The sequence below is a fragment of the Bacillus norwichensis genome (assembly GCF_014836955.1).
GTDB lineage: Bacteria > Bacillota > Bacilli > Bacillales > Bacillaceae_C > Siminovitchia > Siminovitchia norwichensis.
On record NZ_JACSPV010000057.1, the window covers coordinates 1 to 23,209 of the forward strand.

Sequence of the window (23,209 nt, forward strand, 5' to 3'; positions counted from 1 at the left end):
TTGCACGCAACTCCAATCTTTGCTTGTTTCTAGACAATTCAAGTATAAAAGAATTGGATGTTTGCGTGTGTTTTTTTTGTGCGAATTGTGTGGTAACCCCAACATTTAGTATAGAGCCAAAATAAAAAAGACTTGAGCAACGTTGTAACGATGCTTCAAGTCTTTTTTAATTATCGAATGTCCCCGCTTTTTTCTCTTTGTTCAGCCTAATTTTATAAATGATTAATATGAGTGCAGCCACGACAAGTCCTTCTACAATCGGAAGAAAGATCCCAAGAAATGTAAGTAGTGTACACCCCATAAACAGAAAGATATAAATAATAGCGGACTTCAACAATGGAAGTTTTTTTGCAAACCCTAGTTTATAAACGAGGATACAAAGTGCCACAATTGTTAAAAACAGGAGCCAACTTGCCACTTTGGGACTTTGAGTCTGCTGATAATAAATTTTAAAAAATGGAGAAAAGCTATCAATCGCATCTTGGTCTGACTTTGTCATGCCAATGGCAAAAAACAGACTACCAATGAATTTCATTCAGGCTACCTCCCATGTCTTTAGAAAGGGGCTTCTTTTTATAAAAGAAGCCTCCATAAGCATACCATATTTAAGCAGTATTATAACAAATTCAGGCGAATTTTTTCTTCTTGGCTGCCTTTTCCCGTTCATTTTTGTTCAAAATTGTTTTACGCAAACGGATGGACTCAGGAGTTACCTCGCATAACTCATCATCATTAAGGTATTCAAGCGATTCTTCCAAAGACATAATCTTAGGCCGCTTGATGACTGAAGTCTGGTCCTTTGTCGCTGATCTAACATTCGTTGCATGTTTTGTCTTCGTAATATTAACAGCCAGATCATTATCGCGTGAATGCTCGCCGACAATCATTCCCTCGTATATTTCTGTACCAGGTTCAACAAATATTGTTCCACGATCTTCCACATGCATGATTCCGTATGTCGTAGCCTTTCCGCTTTCCATAGAAACGAGGACACCTTGATGCCTTCCTCCGATTTGTCCGGAAGCCATCGGTTGATAGCTGTCGAAGGTATGGTTCAAAATTCCGTAGCCTCTTGTCAATGACATGAACTCTGTTGTATAACCGATCAAGCCCCGAGCAGGAACATGGAATATTAGACGAACCTGTCCTTTTCCGTTATTGATCATATCCAACATCGTACCTTTACGGGAGCCGAGTGATTCAATAATGCCTCCAGTATACTCCTCTGGAGTATCAATTTGAACATGTTCAATCGGTTCACATAGTACACCATCAACCTCTTTGATAATGACTTGAGGTTTTGATACCTGAAGTTCAAAACCTTCGCGGCGCATATTTTCAATCAAAATAGACAGATGAAGCTCACCTCTGCCTGAAACAACCCACGCATCCGGAGATTCTGTATCTTCGACACGAAGACTGACATCTGTTTCAAGCTGTGTTTTAATTCTTTCCTCTATTTTTCTTGCTGTTACAAATTTCCCTTCCCTGCCCGCAAACGGACTATTATTGACCAAGAAAGTCATCTGGAGGGTAGGCTCATCTATTTTCAGCATTGGAAGAGGTTCCTGATGGTCGATTGGACACAGCGTTTCACCAACGTTGATGTCTTCCATTCCAGACACCGCAACAATATCCCCTGTAAAAGCCTCTTCAATTTCCATTCTCTTCAATCCAAAGAAACCGAATAGCTTACTTACACGAAACTGTTTCACGCTCCCATCCTGTTTCATCAGAGCAACTTGCTGGCCAACCTTGATCGTACCACGGAAAATACGGCCTATTCCTACCCGTCCAACATATTTATCGTAATCCAAAAGGGATACCTGAAGCTGGAGAGGTTCCTCCCTGTTTTCCACTGGAGCAGGAATATGCTCTAAAATCGTTTCATACAGCACTTCCATGTTCTCATCCTGTTGGCTTGGGTCTGTGCTTGCTGTTCCATTTATTCCTGAAGCAAAAATGACTGGAAACTCTAACTGGTCATCATTAGCATCAAGCTCGATAAATAACTCAAGGACTTCATCCACCACTTCTTCCGGACGCGCGAAGTCGCGGTCAATCTTGTTGACTACAACAATTGGCGTCAAGTTTTGTTCCAAGGCTTTTTTCAATACAAAGCGAGTTTGAGGCATACACCCTTCATAGGCATCTACTACAAGCAGTACGCCATCTACCATTTTTAAAATCCGTTCTACTTCTCCGCCAAAATCAGCATGTCCCGGTGTATCCATGATATTAATTCTTGTATCTTTATATTGAATGGCGGTATTTTTCGCTAAAATCGTAATACCACGTTCGCGTTCCAAATCATTGGAGTCCATTACCCGGTCTTCAACATGCTCATTTGTCCGGAATGTACCGGATTGCTTGAGGAGCTGATCGACCAAAGTCGTTTTTCCATGGTCAACGTGGGCAATGATCGCAATATTTCTGATATCATTTCTTGTATTCAAAGTAGTTCCTCCTGCCTGAAATAAACGAATGTAAATATAACTTAGCAATTATACCACAATAGTAGCCAAGCCGATATTTTTTTTGTACAATTAATGAATGAGGAGGGCGGACAACGTGAATGGCATTAAGTTTAATTTTCTGTTTTTAGCCATATTAGCGGCGTTTTCCATCGTAGGGATGGGCTTTTCCCTCGGTGCAAGAAGTACAATTGGAATGATTGTCTGTTTGATCATTTTAATATCTGTAATGGGCTATGGCTTTGCTACAAAGAAGAAATACAGGGAATCCGGTAAATTATAAACACCCCTTGGTTTTATGATTACACCCCACTTTGGAATCATACAGAAACGGTCCAGCAATCACCTGGACCGTTTCTTCGTTCATAAACCTTTTGATAAATAATTTTGGATGATTATTTCATGGAGACCCGGTCTTGCCACGACTATGGGGCTTCTTTCCAACATTTTCAATGGCTCCCCTTTTAAATTTGTTACTTTTCCGCCAACTTCTTCCACAATGATTTTTCCTCCGGCAAAATCCCACGGTGAAAGACGCATTGTTATGTAGGCATCAAGTCTTCCGGTTGCAACGAATATAAACTCAAGTGCAGCAGAGCCATATGATCTTGTTCCCCTCGCATCCTTCACAAGTGGTATTAAGGTCTCTTTTGGATCAATCAGCCTATTGGGAATCAGCCACGTTGAATTGATTCCGATTAACGCTTTTTCTACAGGAATCTCTTCTAATGCCGGGAGTCTCTTGTCATTCCAATATGCACCTTCGCCAGCTCTTGCATGATACAGCTCCTCATAAACAGCGTCATATACAAACCCAAGTCTCGGCTCTCCATTTTCATAAATCCCAATAGAAATCATGAAATTTCTCTGCTGATGAACAAAATTGGTAGTGCCATCAATCGGATCTATAATCCAAATAATACCAGATAATTCGGTCGGTTCATCTCCAAAACCTTCTTCACCTAAGATCCGATGACCAGGAAATGTTTCCCTTATTTTTTGAGTAAAAAACTGTTCTGTTTCCTGATCAATATTTGTTACTAAGTCATTTGGATTTGTTTTAGTCATGATCTCCGGTGTAGTTGCAAAAGAAGAGACAATCCTTTTGCCGGCCTCTTGAAGCCACGCTTTGGCATGTTTATCTATCAATGTCCAATTTGCCATTGTCATCCTCCGATCACTCTTTCCTTCTTCAATACTCAGCTTATTGAATATTGCCCATCTTTTCAAGGAATAACAGACGAACTTTTCAAAAGGACCCAAGGCTCCTTTTAGCGTTCAGTACATTTTCCTCAAATTTTTATTTCAAAATTAGTCACAAAAAGACGAACTCTTTCATTTAATAATTCCGAAGAGAGTTCGCCACCTAAATCTATTCTATACCTTTTGCCTGCATTACCATTACAATGCTTCCATTTTTATCAATTCACCGCGGATCCTTTCTAGTTTGCGCTTCGCTTTTGCCTTCATTTCCTCGTTGTTTTCTTGCATTGCATCAAAGAGAACTGCGAGTTCATAGTTCAACTCTAGGTGAAGAACAGCAAGTTTTTGTTGGTCCACTGCCTTCTTTCGATAAGTGCTGACGACTTGCTTCATTATAAACACTCCTTCCGAGATTAGTGGCAAGTGCTTACCTTATCATTCGCTTACTCTATCGTATGTTGCCGATTGATTGCCGGTAACAAAATTGTGCACATACCTAGGATGATTACGAATGACTCTTTATTTAATAGTTAAATACCCATTTGTCGATACATATAAACTCCTGTTGTTCTCTGTCTGATGCTGCTGCTTGTCTATAGCCGTATTTTTTCTTCAGAGGAAGCCTGTTTCATTTTTTGAATAACCTTATAGGTAGAATAACCACTCGCCTCTTCAAACTCATTGCATATATTCTTTTCGTCTGCTTTCCCCGGTACAATCTCTTTAAAACGTCGATACGCCTGCATCAGGACATTCCTTTCAATACCTTTTTCATGTGCTTTTTCTATTGATTGAAAAAAACGGATAACATCTACAGTTTCATCCGTTGACCAATGATGTGAAATCGGATATTGATAATCCATTAATAAACACTCCACTTCGCGCGAATTTTTTCAGCCTCTTCTATCATTGTTTTCATTAGTTCTTTGACACTGACAACCTCATGTATCAAACCTACTGCCTGCCCTGCCCAACCAAATCCTTGCTCCGGTTTGCCTTCATAAATATATTTTTTATTGGCTGTTCCGCTTATGTATTGCTTCAATTCTTCGTAGCCTGCTCCAGCTTCCTCAAGATTAATAATCTTTTTTGACAATGGAGTTGCGATTACCCTACCGGGTGCTTTCAGCGTTCTTTTAATTATCTCTGTGTCTGTTTCAGTCCCATCAATAATGGCCTGCTGATATTGCTTTGAAGCATGGATGCATTCTTTTGTGGCAATAAACCTCGTACCCATTTCAATTCCTTCTGCACCAAGGCTCATAGCCGCCATAATTCCTCTTCCGTCAGCAATACCGCCGGAAGCTATAACTGGAATTCTTACCGCATCAGCAACTGTTGGAATGAGGACAAATGTACCGGTGTCATTTCTGCCGATATGTCCCCCTCCCTCCTGTCCAACAACCATTACAGCATCTGCGCCAAGTTCCTCTGCTTTTATAGCCTGGCGTTTCGCTGCGACAAGGACAAGCTTTTTTATATCTACATCTTCCAGCTCTTGAAAAAATTTAGTAGGGTTTCCACCCGTAACAGAGACCACTTCGACCCCTTCTTTAACCGCTACCTCCAGCATATGTTCAAAAGGACGTCCGTGCTGTCCGATGGCAAAATTAACACCGAACGGCTTGTCGGTCATTGCCCTGGTTTTCCTTATTTCTTCCCTCAGCTCCTCAGGCGTTGATAGTGACATGGCTGTGATTTGTCCTAAGCCGCCTGCATTGGAGACTGCTGAAGCCAGCTCAGCATAGGCTAGATAAGCAAGCCCTCCTTGGATAATAGGGTACTTGATATTGAGTAGATCGGTCACTCTTGTTTTCCACTTTGTCATTCCATCATCTCTCCTTTTATTTTGGGGTGATTGAAAACAAGCATAAGGCGAATTTTAATGAGGAAGTTCCCTAGCCATCACAACCTGTGGATTCGGTGGCATTAGCACTTCCTGTGCGTCATAGCTAGACACAGGAAAACTTAACTCGAACTAAATATTTCATCTGTTTTTATACTTTCTTACACTATAACAAAAGGAGCTCCCCGCCTGGGATGCTCCATATTTTAGTCAGTCTTCATCTGTTTTTCCATAGCATTCGCAGCAACAGGAATACAATTTTGTCACTTTTTCATCTTCAACATAATCGATGGTCGCATTGCACTCCTGGCAAATGATGATCCCCATCTTCTCCACCCTTCCTGTGAACAGGCTTGAAAACGATTATTCGTTAAAGTCATAATAATATAACACATCCTGTTTTATCAAGCCCAAATTGTATGTCACAATTCACATATTAGGAGATTATTTCGTTTCTGTATCAATTAAGATAGGGTCTAGGAGTTCGTACCCTTTATCACGCAGTCCCTCCACAATTTTTTCCAATCCATCATTCGTCCATTCACGGTCGTGCATAAGCAAATTGGCACCATCTTGAAGCAAAGGAGTATTAACCATAATATCCGAGATGGCCTCACCTGTCATATACTCTTTTTCCCAGTCATATCCATATGTCCAATTCATCAGCAGCATATCTTCATCGTCAATGAGCTGCCGGCTGTAATCAGTGTTCTTTCCAAAAGGAGCACGGAAAAATTTGGGCTTTTCTCCTATGATTTTTTCCACGATTTCATTTACAGACAAAATTTCTTCCTTTTGTTTTTCTTCAGGAAGGGTTGTCAAGTCACTATGCGAATATGTATGATTTCCAATTATAAATCCAAGGTCATGTATCTCTTTAATCACCTTTTCTTTTTCAGGAGAATTGATAAAGTGTCCATTGACGAAAAAAATAGCCGGCGCATTTAGTTTCTTCAAAGTCTTGGCCATTTCCAGCGCATGTTCATCTGGAGCATCGTCAATAGTCAAAAGTGCCACTTGGGGATTCGCTTCTCCAATCGATTCCAAAGCAAAGGTATTTTGATTCACTTTATATTCTGGAACAACGGAGGTGTCCTCCTGCTGCGTGGAATCATCTTTTGGCTTATTCTCTTCCTCCACTTCCTGTTTATTTCTGCTTACTTCCTGTTTGGCTGATCCATCATCGTCAGGCTTGTCCTTTTGTGACGCTTCCTCTGTACCACAAGCAGCTAAGAGCAAAATTGCCGCTGTTATGGTGAAAAACTTCTTCATCACTGTCTTCCTTCCTAAAAATGAAAATATGAATTTACTTTATTATAACTTTTTTTCCATTTTATAGATAGAGGAGAATCATCACTCTTCTTAAAACGAAAATTCCCCTCATCGCAGATTTACCACTAAAAAACCATCGATCTGTATAGCATATTCAATAAAAGATGAATCCCCGCATAAGTACATAAGCTTGTTATCGTAATAAACACAGTGGTTTTATTTGATTTGACTATCATTCTCGCAATTAAGAAAGCAAGATAAAGAAACACGGAAAACAGGATGGACTTTGCAAGAATATGATCACGCCCTGAGAGCCACTCCGCGAGTGTAAAACCGCTCCATACCATCAACTGCAAAAGAAGTGCCACATATTTTTTCATTGTATGTCACCAACTTTTCAGAAACTAGCTCTTGTATGGAACATATGCATTTTCTCGATTAAATTAAACCATTTTTAAGAAATTCGAAACGACTCATTACCTTAGACGACAAACACAAGGCAAATTTTGATAAGCAGTTTAGTCCTTGCGGGCCTAAGCGCTGTCCTCCTCGAGCCGCAGCACTCTGTGGCTTTGATGTACTAATACATCCTGTGGGTCGGCGGGCTCAGTTCAGCGACGTCCTGTCACCTTCACTCGCGCTTGCACATCCATACGTCACTGCTAGATATAGGGAAACTTAGTTCGAACTAGTATTTCATCTGATTTTATACTCTACAAAGAAAAACCCATGACATTTCAATATGAAATGTCATGGGTCCTTTAAATCTTTATTTAATAACATGGATAGGAGTTCCGAGAGCTACCTCTGCTGCCTCCATCGTCATTTCTCCCAGAGTTGGGTGAGCATGGATGGTCATAGCCACATCTTCAGCTGTCATGCCAGCTTCAATAGCAAGTCCGATTTCAGCGATCACATCAGAAGCATTTGCTCCTGCAATTTGTCCGCCGATAATCAGTCCGTCCTCTTTACGAGTGATCAGCTTGACAAAGCCGTCTGTCGCATTAAGCGCCAGCGCACGGCCGTTTGCTGCAAACGGGAATCTGGCTGCTTCAATTTCAATGCCTTCTTCTTTAGCCTGCTGTTCAGTATATCCAACAGAAGCTAACTCAGGCTCTGAAAAGACGACCGCTGGCATACCGATATAATCGACTTCAGAGGACTGCCCTGCAATAGCTTCGGCAGCGATTTTACCTTCATAAGAAGCTTTATGTGCCAACTTAGCCCCTTCAACAATGTCACCAATTGCAAAGATGCTTGGAACATTAGATCTGCGCTGTTTGTCGACTTCAATCAGCCCTTTTTCATCAATCTTGACTCCAACCTGTTCTAAGCCAAGCTCGTCCGTATTAGGCCTTCTTCCGACCGTTACAAGTACATAATCTGCTTCAATGGTTTGTTCTTCACCTTTTGCAGCATATGTAACTTTTACTCCCTGATCGGTTTCTTCAACGCCTTTTGCCTGGGCATCAGTAACAACATTTACATTTTTCTTTTTCAAATTGCGTTTGACAAGTGAAGTCATTTGTTTTTCGAATCCGCCAAGAATATCTTTCGTGCCTTCAATGATTGTTACGTCAGTACCAAAGTTGGCATAAGTAGACCCTAGTTCGATACCGACATATCCTCCACCGATTACAACCAGACTTTTTGGAAGTTCATCAAGGTTGATTGCACCTGTAGAATCAAGCACGCGTTTTGAATATTTAAAGCCTGGGATCTCAATAGGACGAGAGCCTGTTGCTATGATGGCATTTTTGAATGTGTATGTTTGTGCAGAGTTTTCATCCATCACACGAATGCTGTTTGCATCGACGAAATAAGCTTCGCCTTTCACAATATCGATTTTGTTGCCTTTCAAAAGCCCTTCGACACCGCCAGTCAGTTTTTTCACCACTCCGGACTTCCAATCTTGGACTTTACCAAAGTCAAGACTGACATTCTCCGCTGTTATTCCGATGTCTTCTGAATTTTTGGCTTCTTGGAAACGATGGGAAGCTGAGATCAAAGCCTTGGATGGGATACATCCAACATTTAGGCAAACTCCTCCAAGTTCCCCTTTTTCAACAATCGTCACTTTTTGGCCAAGCTGCGCAGCCCGAATAGCCGCAACATACCCGCCAGGTCCGGCACCAATTACAATCGTGTCTGTCTCAATTGGAAAATCTCCTACTACCATACTTTACGCCTCCATTAGTAAAAGTTCAGGATCACTTAACAGCAGCTTGATGTGATTTAATGCCTGTTGTGCAGTTACGCCGTCAATAATCCGATGGTCAAAGCTCAATGATAATGCTAACACAGGTGCAGCAACAATTTCACCATTTTTCACTATCGGTTTTTCTGCAATTCGTCCAATACCAAGGATTGCTGTTTCCGGATGATTGATGACTGGGGTAAACCATTGCCCGCCAGCAGATCCGATATTTGTAATTGTGCAAGAACCGCCGCTCATTTCATTCGGGGATAATTTTCCTGTTCTTGCTTTATCAGCCAATTCGTTGATCTCTTTTGAAATAGCAAAAACTGATTTGGAGTCTGCACGTTTTACGACCGGAACGAGTAAACCTCTTTCTGTATCGGCAGCAATTCCAATGTTGTAGTAATGCTTTTGTATAATTTCTTCTTTTTCATCATCAATAGATGTATTCAGCGCAGGGTACTCACGCAATGCACTTACTAAAGCTTTAACAACATATGGAAGATAAGTAAGTTTGATATCTTTTTCAGCAGCAATGCCTTTGAACTTCTTACGGTGGGCAACGAGTCCTGTTACATCAACTTCATCAAGAAGTGCTACATGCGGAGCTGTATGTTTAGAGTTGACCATTGCCTTAGCGATTGCTTTTCTAATACCACTCATTTTTTCTCTTGTTTCAGGATAGTCACCTTCCGGAATAACAGGAGCTTTCTTCTGCTGTTGCGCCTCTTGTTTTGGTGCTTTCTGTACTTCAGAAGCAGTTTCTTTTTCTGTTGGTGCATTCAAATATCCATCAATGTCAGACTTTAAAATGCGTCCATTTTTCCCTGAACCGCTGACAGCCTGTATGTTTACATTTTTCTCTCGCGCATATTTCCTTACGGAAGGCATGGCAATAACTCGTTTGTCTGAAGCTTCTTCCTCATTTGCAACTGCTGCATCGTTGTTCGCAGCCTGTTCCTTCGGTTCAGCGTCAACTTGTGCTGGTTCAGCTTGCGGTTGTTCAGCCGCTTCAGTTTCACCTTCACCATGATCACCCTTGAATTGGAGATCCTCATATCCTGGCGCATCAATCTTAATGAGAACATCTCCAACTACAGCTGTCTCACCTTCATTGACGAGAATTTCCTCTACCGTTCCAGCAACCGGTGAAGGTATCTCAACCACTGCCTTATCATTTTGAACTTCACATAGAACATCATCTTCTTCAACTTTTTTACCTAGTTCAACAAACCATTTGACTATTTCGCCTTCATGGATTCCTTCACCGATGTCAGGCAGCCTAAATTGGAATGACAATGTATTCACCCTCCTGTTATTCGTATTCCGTATAGATTATCTACTTAGGAAATGAGAAACGCATAGCTTATAATTCATTTCCTCTATCGATCCGTATGCGTTTAGCAGCTATTGACAGCAAACTTCGCACCTTTCACTTCAATCATCAAAAGACACTTTAGTCTGCACGTTGATCAATAAACACTTACGCTTTTCATCTTAAAATTCAAGCACTTTCTTTGCAGTTTCAATTATATCCTTATGGCTAGGAAGCCAAACTGGTTCTGCTTGGGAGAAAGGATACACCGTATCTGGAGCTGTTACCCTTAGTACCGGTGCTTCCAAACTCAAAATCGCACGATCATTGATTTCTGCTACTACATTAGCAGCAATTCCAGCTTGCTTTTGAGCTTCCTGCACTACAATCGCACGATTTGTCTTCTCAACCGATTGGACGATCGTTTCGATATCGAGAGGGCTGATAGTACGAAGGTCGATGACTTCCACTGAGTGCCCTTCTTTTTCAAGTGCCTCTGCAGCTTTAATAGAGTCGTGAACCATTGCACCGTACGTAATAATGGAAAGATCTTTTCCTTCCCGTTTCACTTCTGCTTTTCCAAGCGGGATTGTGTATTCCTCTTCAGGAACTTCTTGTCTGAATGAACGATATAATTTCATGTGTTCAAGGAAAATTACAGGATCATTATCGCGAATAGCAGATATAAGCAAACCTTTAGCGTCATATGGTGAAGATGGGATTACTACCTTCAATCCAGGTTGCTGAGCCATCAAGCCTTCCAGGCTGTCTGCATGCAACTCAGGTGTATGAACACCGCCGCCAAAAGGTGAGCGAATCGTAATCGGTGCATGATAAGAGCCGCCTGTACGGTAGCGCAAGCGAGCTATTTGTCCGCTAATAGAGTCCATTACTTCATAGACAAATCCGAAAAACTGAATTTCTGGAACAGGACGGTATCCTTGAGTAGAAAGTCCGATTGCAAGGCCGCCAATACCGGATTCAGCCAAAGGAGTGTCAAATACACGCTCTTCCCCAAACTCTTTTTGCAATCCCTCAGTCGCGCGAAAGACACCGCCATTAACCCCTACGTCTTCTCCAAACACAAGGACGTTTTCATCATTGCGCAGCTCAGTGCGAAGCGCATCAGTTATTGCTTGAATCATAGTCATTTGCGCCATGGCTTACTTCGACTCCTTCTCTTTATATATTTCATACTGCTCTTGCAAATTGTATGGAAGTTCTTCAAACATATTTGAAATTAAATCTGTAACTTTTTGCTTCGGCGTATCATCAGCCTGCTTAATAGCCTGCTTGATCTCTTCTTTCGCCTTTTCTATTATTTCGTTCTCTTTTTCTTCATTCCAAAGGCCTTTGCCTTCCAGATACTTTCTGAAACGGACAATAGGATCTTTCTTTTCCCATTCATTATCTGTATCAGATGTACGGTAACGAGTTGGATCATCCCCAGCCATCGTATGCGGACCGTATCTGTAGCAGATCGTTTCAATTAAGGACGGGCCGCCTCCATTGATTGCACGCTCTCTTGCTTCACGAACAGCAGCATATACTGCCAATGGATCCATTCCATCAACCACAATCCCAGGAATACCAGCAGCAACAGCCTTTTGTGCTATCGTTGTTGCAGCAGTTTGCTTTTCACGTGGAGTGGAAATAGCGAATTGGTTGTTTTGCACAATAAAAACAGCAGGAGCACCAAATGCACCAGCAAAGTTAATACCTTCATAGAAGTCCCCTTGTGAAGAACCACCATCACCAGTATAGGTAGCAGCCACTGCTTTCTCTCCACGCTTCTTCAGCCCAAGAGCTACGCCTGCAGCTTGAACGTATTGTGCTCCAATGATAATTTGTGGCGGAAGCACATTGACACCTTCAGGGATTTGGTTTCCGACAAAATGTCCTCTTGAGAACAAGAATGCTTTATGCAAAGGAAGTCCATGCCAAAAAATCTGTGGAACATCCCTGTAACCCGGCAGAATAAAGTCTTCTTTTTCAAATGCAAAATGTGACGCGATAGCAGATGCTTCTTGTCCAGCAGTTGGTGCATAGAATCCTAGGCGTCCTTGGCGGTTCAAGGAGATGGAGCGCTGATCCAAAATTCTTGTGTAAACCATTCGGCTCATGAGCTCTACAAGTCGTTCATCGGAAAGGTCAGGCATCATTTCATCATTGACCACTTCACCTTTTTCATTTAAAACCTGTACCATTTCAAACTTTTTTTCAATGCTTTCCAGCGCTTTAATTGCATCAAATTTAGCTGCCTTCGCCTTTGAAGCCATCGAAATCACCAATCCTTCCTTTGTTTTTCTTATTTTGGCTTTTATAAATTAGAATACCCTAAACGGCACGTTCAACTAATGAAAAGGCCTGTTCCTATATGTTTTCCACAAATACTGTGCTAAAAACTAGTCTTTTCTCCGTATCTTAAACTGTATTAATTGATTTTCGCCGTTTTATAATACAATTATCTGTATATCTCGTTTTTTAGATTACATGACAATGTCTTTTAAGTCAATGATTATAGTATTAAAAAGCAACGCATTTTTGCATCAATAGAAATCAAATAATATCTGTATTACAAAAATAGAAATAACTGTATCACACACAAAACAAAAAGTTCCAAGGTGTTATACAACATAATCGTTTCAAAAAAAAGCAGGTTAATTCTGTAATTTGGTTATATTTAAAGCTAAAAAAACAAAAGAGAACGAGCACTCGTTCCCCCAAAAAACAGATTAGTCATTGATTATGCCTGCCTCTTTATACAGTTTTTCTTTCTCCTTATTGAATTGATCAGTGAGTTTATTAAATTGTTCATTTGCTGTCTGAACTTCTTCCTGCACCTCGTTGGCAGCTTCGATTTGAGACTCTATGGTTTCCAACTTTAATTCTTTTTCTTTCATCATTTCATAGATCTTCCGGTCTTGTTTGATTGCTTCATTATATGCTTTAACCAACTGTTGATGGCTGTCATAACGCTGGTTCATTAAATCTTGGAGCTCTTCTGCTTTTTTCTTTAGCTGATCGTCCTTTAATTTGTCGATTAAACCATCGATTTTATCAAATTCCTTTTTGGAAGCCGCCATTGCTGATTCTTCCTTGGCCAGCAGCTCTTCGCGTTTATCCAAATTGGCCAAGGCCTTGTCTGAAAGAGACACAATTTCATCGAACTTTTTCATGCCAAGATTCATCATATCATCAAACAAAGATTTTTCTTCTTTTTCCAGTTTCATCAAAGGCTTTTGCTGCTTTTCAAAATCTTTTTCCAAAACAACGGTTTCTTCCAAACTCTTATGTATTTGCTCCTCTGGACTTCCACATGCAGATATGAAAGTTGAGGTGGCAAGCAGTATTGCTGCTAAATGACGTTTTTTCACCGATATTCCTCCCATCATTACCATAGTTTCTACTATAATGGCATGGAAAAGAATTTACAACAGACGGATGTCAGGAAAAATAAGTTTAAGTTCAACCCTAGTGGATTTCTGTCCCACTGCTTTCAGACGTATACGGTTCTCAATGGCTAGCTTGGTCTCTTCACGCTGAACAAGAATACCGGCATTTCTTTTTAAATTTGTACTCAGTAAACAGACGCTCCCGCTTTTCTTTATGCATATATATTTGGTAAACTGATTTTTACAAGAAACATTTCAGGAGGAAATACGATGCTGCTAATGAAGGATATCATACGAGACGGACATCCTACTTTAAGGAAAATCGCCAAAGAGGTGCCGATCCCGACTGATCCCGCTGACATAGAAACGTTAAAAAACATGAAGGAATTTCTGATAAACAGTCAAGATCCGATTATCAGTGAAAAATATGGGCTCAGGGGTGGAGTCGGCCTTGCCGCACCACAAATCAATGTGTCCAAACGAATGTTTGTCATGCGGCTGAACGATGAAAAAGGGCAGGAACACGATTATTGTTTCATCAACCCTAAAATTATCAGTCATTCGGTAGAGAAGTCTTATTTAACATCAGGTGAGGGTTGCTTGTCAGTTGACCGTAGCATACCAGGCTATGTCCATCGTTATGCAAGAATTACTGTCAAAGGCCATAATGAAAAAGGCGAAGAAGTAAAGCTTCGCTTGCGCGGTCTGCCGGCGATTGTCTTTCAGCATGAACTTGATCACTTGAACGGTGTCATGTTTTATGACCACATTGACGAAAAGAACCCTTTTCAACTCAAAGAAGGGGCAATTCCTATCGAGAATTAAATCCGGACTATCCGGATTTAATTGTTTAGGAATCAGATAACTATTTCTACAAATTCAAGCATGCGAGAGGCCGCGCCACAAAATCACACCAAGCCTCTCGCTCTTCCTTTATTTTCGTAAAGCACTTACTTTTCTAAAAACGGTTTGAGCTCGAGATTGCTTCGAAGGAACCTGATAGAAGGCCGACTTCTTTTAACCCTTTTACAATCCCATCATTTTCTACATCTGCTGTTACAAAGTCCGCATGCTCCTTTACGATATCATGCGCATTGCCCATAGCCACTCCGGTTCCTACTTCCTGCAGCATTTCAATATCATTCAAACCATCCCCAAATGCATAAACATCTTCCATCCTAAACCCAAGCCGAGCAATTAATTGCCGTATTCCTCTTGCTTTTGATCCTCCCTTTGGAATAATGTCGAGCGAAAGCTCATGCCACCTAATAAACGAGATTTCTGAAAAAGCATGTAGATATTCTGCTTCATTTTCTTTTGTAAATAACAGCGCCTGATAGATATCTCGTTTGATGTAAAACTCAGGATCGTATCCGGGATACGCCATTTTGAGCGACCCTAGACTTTTTCTTACGCGTTCATTATTTTTAGCATTTGTTTTTAACGTGTTTTCGTTTAAGTAGACGAGAGCATGCTCGTGTTTACTAGCTGATTCTTCAATGTCTTTCAAAATCTCTGTATTGATAGAGTTTGATGCAATCATTTCATTTTCAAAGACAACATATTGCCCGTTAAAACAGACATAGGAATCTATATTCAGTTCCTCGAGCAATGGAGATACCATAAAGGGTGCCCGTCCAGTCGCAATAGCTGTATAAATACCGTTTTTCTGCAATGTATGAATGGCATCCTTTGCTGAGTCAGGTAATTTTTTATCTCCATCCAGCAAAGTACCGTCAATATCAAAAAAGACAATTTTTTTCATTTTTAATTTCACACCCCAATGAATCTTTTTCCAATGATATCCATGATAGATCATTGTATTTTCAGCATATAATAAAACAAATAAACTTGCACAAAAAGAGAATGCAATTGCCAAGAGGCTTTTACTTTGGACAAAAATCGGTTAAAATGGATAGTAAGGAGTGATTCACCATGTTTAAGAAGCTAAGACGGAAGCTTTTAAAACAATGGAAAGATTTGCTCAAGAAAAAGACAATTGCCTGATGATTCAAATACAGCCATTTACAAACCCTCTATCTTAGAGGGCTTATTCTTTTATTATATATGGTTTCCTTTTATCAAATGCGCCTTGGCGTATTTGTTCCCAGATTTTCTCGAGCTTCGCTCGATAATTTCCTCTGAAAATCTGTGGCATCCGCCGGAGGCTTTAACTTTATTCAGCCGGGATTTGAACCCCCGTAGAATGGAATACCAGCATGTATTCATCCCACCACTTACCGAAGTGGGAGACTTCTGCTGAATAAAATTAAACTGCACGCGTTAAAAACATGCATTCGTTGCTGCTTTTTAATATAATAGAGAATATTGGAATTTGAACACGGAGTTAAGGAGAGAAAGTGATGATCTATAAAGTGTATTATCAGGAAAGCTTATTGGAAATGCCTGTACGGGAAAATACGAAAGTTTTATTTATTGAAGCCGAAAGTGAATTGGACGTACGCCGACATCTGAAAGACCGCCAAATCAATCTCGAATTTATTCAATTGTTGGAAGGACCTTATCTTGAATATGAAAAGAACAGTCCCAACTTTACATTGGAGACTATATAGGTTATGAAGTTTGTAAAAAATGATCAGACGGCTGTTTTCGCCCTGGGCGGTTTGGGTGAAATCGGCAAAAACACGTATGGAGTACAGTTCCAGGATGAAATCATTCTGATCGATGCTGGGATTAAATTCCCTGAGGATGAGCTTCTTGGAATTGACTATGTCATTCCAGACTACACGTATTTAGTAAGAAATGAAGATAAGATAAAGGGACTTTTCATTACGCATGGACATGAGGACCATATTGGAGGTATCCCTTATCTGCTGAGAGAAGTCAACATCCCCATCTATGCAGGAAAACTTGCTATGGGACTGATTAAGAACAAACTTGAAGAGCATGGCCTTCTTCGTAAAACGACGTTTCATGAAATCAAGGAAGAAGATGTCATCAAATTCAGAAAGACATCAGTTTCTTTTTTCAGGACAACCCATAGTATCCCTGATTCATATGGGATTGTTGTAAAAACCCCTCCGGGAAATATCGTTCATACCGGGGATTTCAAATTTGATTTTACTCCAGTTGGAGAACCGGCAAACTTAACAAAAATGGCGGAAATCGGAAAAGAAGGCGTTCTTTGCTTGCTATCGGACAGTACAAATGCGGAAGTACCTCATTTCACCATGTCTGAGCGCAAGGTTGGAGCAAGCATTCAAGATATTTTCCGCAAAGTAGATGGCAGAATCATCTTCGCAACGTTTGCATCAAATATTCACAGATTGCAACAAGTAGCTGACGCAGCTGTTGCTAATGACAGAAAAATTGCTGTTTTTGGAAGAAGTATGGAAGCAGCAATAGAAATTGGTCAAGAATTAGGATATATTCGTGCTCCTAAGGATACATTCATTAATACACAACAGCTTAATAGGCTCCCTGCCAATAAGGTAACCATTCTTTGTACCGGAAGTCAGGGTGAGCCAATGGCGGCATTGTCACGTATTGCTAACGGAACGCATCGCCAAATACAAATCCAGCCTGGAGATACCGTTGTTTTTTCATCCTCGCCTATTCCAGGGAATAAAAACAGCGTAAATCGAACAATCAATCTTTTGTACCGCGCTGGTGCTGATGTCATTTCAGGATCACTGAGTAATATTCACACTTCTGGACACGGCGGCCAAGAAGAACAAAAGCTAATGCTTAGGCTTATAAAACCGAAATTCTTTCTCCCAATCCACGGAGAATTCAGAATGCAGAAAATGCATGCACAGTTGGCTGTCGACTGCGGGATTCCCGAAGAAAATTGCTTTATTATGGATAATGGAGATGTTCTTGCACTCAGTTCTGATCGCGCGGATGTTGCAGGTAAAATTCCTTCTGGATCTGTATACATCGACGGAAGCGGAATCGGGGATATCGGTAATATCGTCCTTCGTGATCGCCGAATCTTATCAGAAGAGGGTCTTGTCATCGTCGTTGTTTCCATTGACATGAACCAATATAAAATCGCGGCTGGCCCGGATATCATTTCCCGCGGCTTCGTCTACATGAGAGAATCTGGAGATTTGATCAATGAAGCACAGCGAATGCTTGCCAAACATTTAAACAAAGTCATGGATCGAAAAACGACACAATGGTCAGAAATTAAAAACGAAATCACGGACACACTTTTGCCTTTCCTATACGAAAGAACAAAAAGACGTCCAATGATTTTGCCAATTATCATGGAAGTATAACATAGAAAAATGCCACCTGCGTTCATTTGCAGGTGGCATTTTTTTAGCCGTATTTCCTGCTTCCATTAAAAGCTGTTACAGGTATTTTGCCGTCGTGGACAGTGTTCCCGTCAAACCAGATCGTATTTTATTTATCGGACAGCGGTTGAATCGGACGTATTCTGTTTTTCTGGACAGTACTCAGCTTTTGAGGAAAGCATTCCCTCTCGCAAAGACAGTTTTTCAATATCCTAAAAGCGACAGACTCCTTTCAGAAGGAAATCTCCAAATACAAAATCAGTCTTAGAAAAACAAAAACTGTTTTTCTAAGACTGATTGACTTTAACCTTTTTACAAATAGCCTATTTTGCCCTGCTCGAGAAACGCTATCCACTCTCTTTCGATCGTATAGACCAAATCAAAGCATCGCTTTATTCAGTCAGTCGCTCCGCTTATTCAACTAATACCTTCTTTTCAAATCGGTTAATGTCTGTATCGGCCCCGATGATGATCAGTATGTCATTGAGCTGAAGTGGAGCATTCGCCAACGGTGAAACGATGATTTCTTTTCCTCTTTTAATGGCTACAATGTTCAACCCGTACTTTGCTCGTACGTCTAATTCTATTAGCGTATATCCTGCCAGTAAGTCATTGACCATTACCTCGACGATACTATATTCCTCTGATAGCTCAAGATAATCGAGAACATTGGTGGAAACGATATAGTGCGCAATCCGCCTTCCCATATCGCGTTCAGGGTGAACAACATGGTCTGCCCCAATCTTCCGAAGTACCTTTTCATGGTAGTCGTTTTGCGCTTTAACGGTTATGTGTTCAACACCCAATTCCTTCAGGATGATCGTTGTCAGAATACTGGATTGGATATTATCACCAATGGCAACGATGACATGGTCAAAATTTCGTATACCTAAGCTTTTCAAAACGTTTTCGTCTGTTGTATCGGCAATCACTGCCTGTGTCGCTATAGAAGCAAATTCATTTACTCGGTCTTCATTAATATCGATAGCCATCACTTCCATCCCCTGCTCTGTCAGAGAACGGACAATGCTCCCGCCGAAGCGTCCAAGGCCAATAACCGCAAATTCTTTTTTCAACTTTCATTCCTCCACTTTTGCTATGTTGCCATTTTAGCATATTTGAAAGTCATTAACACTCCCGATACTACTCTCATATCGCTAGATACGTTTGGAACACAAAAAAAGTAAATTCATCTATAAAAGACGAATTCACTTTCTAATTAATCCATTTTTAAATGCATATATGACAGCCTGCGTCCGATCCTGAACTTCCAATTTACTTAAAATATTGCTGACATGTGTTTTAACCGTCTTTAACGTGATGAAAAGCTCATCCGCTATTTCTTTGTTTGCTTTGCCTTCAGTCATCAATGTGAGGATTTCCGTTTCCCGATTTGTTAAATCTTCATGAAGGGAACGCTTAGATCCATGAGACAGCTTTTTCATCATTTTATCCGTAACTTCAGGCTCCAAGACTTTCTGACCTTTATAGGCAGATCTGACAGCATCTGCGATATCACTAGCCTTGGATGTTTTTAACATATAACCAGTAGCTCCCGCCTCTAATGCCGGGTATACTTTTTCATCATCCAAAAAACTTGTTACAATTAATACTCTCGCCTCAGGCCATTCCTCTAGAATTGCTTTTGTGGCATCAATTCCGTTCATGCCTTCCATAACCAAATCCATTAAGACGATATCCGGACGCAGCGACAAGGCAAGATCAACACCTTGTCTTCCATCCCCTGCTTCGCCGATCACCTCTATATCCTCTTGAATGGATAAATAAGCTGACACACCAATTCGAACCATTTCATGATCATCCACTAACAAAACTTTGATCATTTCTTATCCTCCCTCCTGATTTGGCAGAGGAATTTTCACTTCAATGCTTGTTCCCCTTCCCGGCAGACTAACTATCTTGATTTTACCTCCAATCTCTGAAGCCCTTTCCCTCATGTTTGTTATGCCATAGGAACCAGCTTTCTGATCATCGATATTGAAACCTTTTCCGTCATCAACCACCTTTAAAAAGACAAATTGATCCACTTCCATCATATGAACTTCCAATGTTTTGGCTTTTGCATGTCTTAATGTGTTTGAAACTGCTTCCTGCAGTATCCGAAATAAATGATCCTCAATTCCTTTTTCTAACTGCACATCCTGCAAATTCCACGTTACCTTCAAAGGCAATTTGGCCGTCAATTCGGACAAGAGCTCCTGCATACCAACTTTAAGGCTTTTCCCTTCCAACTGGATCGGCCTGAGATGAAGAAGCAATGCCCTCATCTCAGATTGAGCTTCATTAATGACCTCTTCAACCAAAACCCGTTGCTTGGCAGTTGCTTCACTTGTGGGATCAGGACTTTGGTTAATGGCTGACAAAAGCATCGTGGCAGCAAAAAGCTGTTGGCTGACAGAGTCATGAAGCTCCCTCGCCAATCGATTTCTCTCTTCTGTGAGCACCTCTTCTTTTAGTTCTCTGTTCCATTCCACCCGTTCGTTGGTGAACTTTTGATATAGTAACGTTTGCTCCTTTAGCCGGGTCCGAATGTTTTCAATCCCTTGCCAAATGGAAGGGAAATTATCATTTTTCACAGGGGGAATACTTACTCGGTCATAATTTCCCCCTTCCAGTTCCAAGAGACTCCATTCAATTTTTTCTACCTTTTTGTCAATGGTAATCCCAACTATGTAACCAGTGATTGAACCAACCAATAAGCAGACTGCAAGGATGAAAAAGACATTTGGAACAAGCAAATATTTTTTTTGCATCAATGACGGGTACCAATCTGTATCAACAGTAAATAAAAGCATTAAAAGCACAAACAGGAAAATGAAGAGGGCCAGGGACGCAAAATAAAATGACAATGTTCTGGCCATTTTCATGTGCGTCTCACCTCAACATCTCCGAAAACAACACTCGTAACTATTTTTATTCTCCTAGAAGCTGTTTCGTCATCTCCGTCTGTATAGTAAATAACATTGGAATTTAACAGTTCTTCCTTTTGGTTGAATATACTCAGCTTACCACTAATCGCAGAGTGATTAACGGTTACGGAGGCATCAATTGGCACGATAAGCTGAATATTCCCAACTAAACCGCGTATGAGAACAACACTTTCTCCCGGGGGGAGCATTGTCATACCCATGTCTATGATCGTATTTCCAAATCCGCACTGTATATTAATATCATCCCACTCAAAAATTTCATTTACGACCTTTTGAGTTCCAGAAATCATATTCTTAATATAAGGGATTTTCCTATTAACTTTTGTCTGTTGATTCGGCGGGATTGTTTCTACCACAATTCTCTTGGCTTGTTTTTTCGTTTTTGAATATTGAATCAGTGCATATATGGCTGCTGCCATAATGAAAAATTTAAAAACAGCCGTGGAAATAAGTGGAATCAAAACAAGTGAAACTCCGATAATTAAGTATAGTTTCTTCGAATCTCTATCTTGTTGACTTTTCCAATAATATATAACAAAGCATCCTATGAGGAGAGGGACATAAAGCCGCCAATTGAGCAGAAGCTCCAACGCCATTCCAATTCCGGCAAACAGCATGACCCAACCAATTTTGCTGTTTCTGCTCAAGTTTTTCATTGGTGTCCCTCCTCATCAGTAAATTGGTTACTTCTATTCTATCATGAGTTATCTCGTAAATCTCCACTATCTTGTTGGTTTAATTCTTTTGCCAGCTGCTGAATACGTGCATCAAAAATGCTGATTTCATATTCATCATTCGCTTTCTTTTCCTCCCGCTCAAATAACCTTCCAATGTTCTCCATATTCTCAGCAGGAGTCCCAAACTCGGTATCTTTCAATACCTTGTTCATTTTGTTTTTCATTAAGACTACGTTTTCCTGCCCCATAAGCTCCAAACGTTTCATATGCATATCTTTTAGCTTCAGCTTCATTTCACGGTGCTTTTGCTCCAGCTCTTCCAATTGAAGCACTGAATTATCATAAGCATTCTTCAATCGATCGGCACGTTCCTCGTATTGGGCCTGTTCGCGTAATGCAATTTCTGATAAATCCTCCGCTCCCGCTTTTAGGGCGATTTCTCCTTGTTCTTTTCTCTTTTCAGCCATTTTTTCTATCTCTTGCCACTCTTTGTAGAACTCGTTCCTCAAGAGCTTCTGCCTTTCGATTAGCTTCGCTGCTCTTTTCACTTCTGCTTCACTTTCACGCAAATATTGATTTAACAGAGAAATTGGATTTGTCTTTTTCTGTTTTTCGGCAACTTCATAAAAATCATCTTTTATAGCTTGTTTGATTCTTTCAAATAAAGTGTTCATTTTTGTCAGTCTCCCTTAGTTTTAATTTTTGGTATGGCCTTTTTCAAGGTCTTTCCATTGGCGTTCAAAATTTACGAATGGATCTTGTTCTACTTCAATTTCTTCCGCCTCTTCTTTTTTCCAATTTTTATATCCCACATAAAGAACATAAACAGCCGCTATTCCTGCCAATGCCGGTAAGTTTCCCAGTAGACCGGTCAGCCCGATTATTCCAAGGAGCCCCCAAGCAATTTTTTGCCATGTAGAGTGGGTTTTTAAAAACTGTTTCAGCGAGTAGTAAACGATAATTAAGCATATCGCCATACCCACAATATTTCCTAAGCTTGCAATCGCAATGATGGCCAAAATGACAGCTAGTGTAAAAACAAGCACATTTTTCATTTTGATCTCCCCTTTCCTATCTGTTGTCTCTATCTTAAAGGATTAAATGGGGACACCAAACGACCTAAAGCCGTGTTTTTCTCTCAGACTAGAGACCGAACCATAAAGGAAAAGAGAAAAGCGCGTAGGTTTAGGCAACAAGTACAAAGTTGATTTTGATAAGGGAGTCCTTCAGTCACCACAGCAAAGCTACTCATTTCAATTACATCATGAAAAGCTGCGTTGACTATGCTTCATGCAGCTGCGCCGCAGGAGAACACTCCTCCTGAATAAGCTTCTATGTAATGTGATCTTTCGCCTGTCCGACTTAAAGCCCACGTCCCTGTGACGACCGTTGGCAATAGGACATACTGTGTGTCGGCTGACTCAGTTCGGCGACGTCCTGTTGCTTCGTCTGCTAGCACATCCTGTGCGTCACAGCTAGACATTTTAATATTTAATTCGGGCTAAATATTTCATCTAATTTTATACTTCTTTACTCGAATCGAGTAGGAGGGAGTGATTAACTCCCGTCCTCTCACACCACTCGTACATACCGTTCGGTATACGGCGGTTCGAA

At 40.7% G+C, this 23,209-nt stretch carries 24 protein-coding genes; 4 read left to right on the forward strand and 20 right to left on the reverse strand.

From position 1 onward, the window contains the following. Window positions 1-166 precede the first annotated feature (166 nt). Both H9631_RS20250 and typA read right to left on the reverse strand, forming a co-directional pair. Window positions 167-499: a YlaH-like family protein gene (locus H9631_RS20250; RefSeq protein WP_404801762.1), complete on the reverse strand. Its 333-nt coding sequence runs from the start codon at window positions 497-499 to the stop codon at window positions 167-169. A 127-nt stretch (window positions 500-626) separates the two neighbouring features. Continuing rightward, complete coding sequence (typA, locus tag H9631_RS20255) at window positions 627-2,456, reverse strand: translational GTPase TypA (RefSeq protein WP_191815975.1); 1,830 nt, start codon at window positions 2,454-2,456, stop codon at window positions 627-629. A gap of 115 nt (window positions 2,457-2,571) precedes the next feature. Here typA and H9631_RS20260 point away from each other — a divergent pair, with 115 nt between their 5' ends. Then, window positions 2,572-2,757 (forward strand): YlaF family protein, encoded by a 186-nt coding sequence (locus H9631_RS20260; protein ID WP_120115293.1) that lies wholly within the window; start codon window positions 2,572-2,574, stop codon window positions 2,755-2,757. Window positions 2,758-2,837: 80 nt separating this feature from the next. Here H9631_RS20260 and H9631_RS20265 read toward each other — a convergent pair whose 3' ends face one another. The 11 genes from H9631_RS20265 to H9631_RS20315 form a co-directional block, all read right to left on the reverse strand. Beyond that, entirely contained in the window at window positions 2,838-3,638 is an 801-nt protein-coding gene (locus tag H9631_RS20265) for an inositol monophosphatase family protein (RefSeq protein ID WP_191815977.1), read from the reverse strand. Between the two features lie 237 nt (window positions 3,639-3,875). Further along, window positions 3,876-4,070, reverse strand: a complete 195-nt coding sequence (locus H9631_RS20270; RefSeq protein ID WP_191815979.1) for a hypothetical protein — start codon at window positions 4,068-4,070, stop codon at window positions 3,876-3,878. 200 nt (window positions 4,071-4,270) lie between these two features. After that, window positions 4,271-4,540, reverse strand: a complete 270-nt coding sequence (locus tag H9631_RS20275) for a UPF0223 family protein (protein ID WP_191815981.1) — start codon at window positions 4,538-4,540, stop codon at window positions 4,271-4,273. After that, window positions 4,540-5,505 carry an NAD(P)H-dependent flavin oxidoreductase gene (locus tag H9631_RS20280; RefSeq protein WP_191815982.1) on the reverse strand — a complete coding sequence of 322 codons (966 nt, stop codon included), beginning with the start codon at window positions 5,503-5,505 and terminating at the stop codon, window positions 4,540-4,542. The genes H9631_RS20275 and H9631_RS20280 overlap by 1 nt, the downstream gene beginning before the upstream one ends. A gap of 228 nt (window positions 5,506-5,733) precedes the next feature. Continuing rightward, window positions 5,734-5,850, reverse strand: coding sequence for a GapA-binding peptide SR1P (locus H9631_RS20285; RefSeq protein WP_120115298.1), 117 nt, complete (start codon window positions 5,848-5,850; stop codon window positions 5,734-5,736). A gap of 117 nt (window positions 5,851-5,967) precedes the next feature. After that, complete coding sequence (locus H9631_RS20290) at window positions 5,968-6,795, reverse strand: polysaccharide deacetylase family protein (RefSeq protein ID WP_191815985.1); 828 nt, start codon at window positions 6,793-6,795, stop codon at window positions 5,968-5,970. A 769-nt stretch (window positions 6,796-7,564) separates the two neighbouring features. Continuing rightward, entirely contained in the window at window positions 7,565-8,974 is a 1,410-nt protein-coding gene (lpdA, locus tag H9631_RS20295; RefSeq protein ID WP_191815987.1) for a dihydrolipoyl dehydrogenase, read from the reverse strand. A gap of 3 nt (window positions 8,975-8,977) precedes the next feature. Further along, on the reverse strand, window positions 8,978-10,294 hold the full coding sequence (locus H9631_RS20300) for a dihydrolipoamide acetyltransferase family protein (RefSeq protein ID WP_191815989.1): 1,317 nt from the start codon (window positions 10,292-10,294) through the stop codon (window positions 8,978-8,980). A gap of 198 nt (window positions 10,295-10,492) precedes the next feature. Continuing rightward, entirely contained in the window at window positions 10,493-11,470 is a 978-nt protein-coding gene (locus H9631_RS20305; RefSeq protein ID WP_191815991.1) for an alpha-ketoacid dehydrogenase subunit beta, read from the reverse strand. A gap of 3 nt (window positions 11,471-11,473) precedes the next feature. After that, entirely contained in the window at window positions 11,474-12,589 is a 1,116-nt protein-coding gene (pdhA, locus tag H9631_RS20310) for a pyruvate dehydrogenase (acetyl-transferring) E1 component subunit alpha (RefSeq protein WP_191816006.1), read from the reverse strand. A gap of 456 nt (window positions 12,590-13,045) precedes the next feature. Continuing rightward, window positions 13,046-13,687, reverse strand: coding sequence for a YkyA family protein (locus H9631_RS20315; protein ID WP_191815993.1), 642 nt, complete (start codon window positions 13,685-13,687; stop codon window positions 13,046-13,048). A gap of 288 nt (window positions 13,688-13,975) precedes the next feature. On the opposite strand from H9631_RS20315, the gene def reads away from it, so the two are divergent. Beyond that, window positions 13,976-14,530 carry a peptide deformylase gene (gene def / locus H9631_RS20320; RefSeq protein WP_191815995.1) on the forward strand — a complete coding sequence of 185 codons (555 nt, stop codon included), beginning with the start codon at window positions 13,976-13,978 and terminating at the stop codon, window positions 14,528-14,530. Window positions 14,531-14,663: 133 nt separating this feature from the next. Here def and H9631_RS20325 read toward each other — a convergent pair whose 3' ends face one another. Further along, a complete protein-coding gene (locus H9631_RS20325; RefSeq protein WP_191815997.1) occupies window positions 14,664-15,470 on the reverse strand; it encodes a Cof-type HAD-IIB family hydrolase in 807 nt (268 codons plus the stop codon). A gap of 598 nt (window positions 15,471-16,068) precedes the next feature. Here H9631_RS20325 and H9631_RS20330 point away from each other — a divergent pair. Together H9631_RS20330 and rnjA are read left to right on the forward strand one after the other, a co-directional pair. After that, complete coding sequence (locus H9631_RS20330; RefSeq protein ID WP_191815998.1) at window positions 16,069-16,278, forward strand: DNA-dependent RNA polymerase subunit epsilon; 210 nt, start codon at window positions 16,069-16,071, stop codon at window positions 16,276-16,278. A gap of 3 nt (window positions 16,279-16,281) precedes the next feature. Further along, a complete protein-coding gene (rnjA, locus tag H9631_RS20335) occupies window positions 16,282-17,949 on the forward strand; it encodes a ribonuclease J1 (RefSeq protein ID WP_191815999.1) in 1,668 nt (555 codons plus the stop codon). Between the two features lie 431 nt (window positions 17,950-18,380). On the opposite strand, the gene H9631_RS20340 is transcribed toward rnjA, so the two are convergent. The 6 genes from H9631_RS20340 to H9631_RS20365 form a co-directional block, all read right to left on the reverse strand. Beyond that, window positions 18,381-19,043: a potassium channel family protein gene (locus H9631_RS20340; protein ID WP_191816000.1), complete on the reverse strand. Its 663-nt coding sequence runs from the start codon at window positions 19,041-19,043 to the stop codon at window positions 18,381-18,383. Window positions 19,044-19,175: 132 nt separating this feature from the next. Further along, complete coding sequence (locus H9631_RS20345) at window positions 19,176-19,811, reverse strand: response regulator (RefSeq protein WP_191816001.1); 636 nt, start codon at window positions 19,809-19,811, stop codon at window positions 19,176-19,178. A gap of 3 nt (window positions 19,812-19,814) precedes the next feature. Beyond that, entirely contained in the window at window positions 19,815-20,855 is a 1,041-nt protein-coding gene (locus H9631_RS20350; RefSeq protein WP_191816002.1) for a sensor histidine kinase, read from the reverse strand. Beyond that, window positions 20,852-21,574 (reverse strand): cell wall-active antibiotics response protein LiaF, encoded by a 723-nt coding sequence (gene liaF / locus H9631_RS20355; RefSeq protein WP_191816003.1) that lies wholly within the window; start codon window positions 21,572-21,574, stop codon window positions 20,852-20,854. The genes H9631_RS20350 and liaF overlap by 4 nt, the downstream gene beginning before the upstream one ends. 41 nt (window positions 21,575-21,615) lie before the next feature. After that, window positions 21,616-22,269 (reverse strand): PspA/IM30 family protein, encoded by a 654-nt coding sequence (locus H9631_RS20360; protein ID WP_191816004.1) that lies wholly within the window; start codon window positions 22,267-22,269, stop codon window positions 21,616-21,618. 21 nt (window positions 22,270-22,290) lie between these two features. Next, window positions 22,291-22,650, reverse strand: coding sequence for a lmo0954 family membrane protein (locus H9631_RS20365; RefSeq protein ID WP_191816005.1), 360 nt, complete (start codon window positions 22,648-22,650; stop codon window positions 22,291-22,293). Window positions 22,651-23,209: the final 559 nt, after the last annotated feature.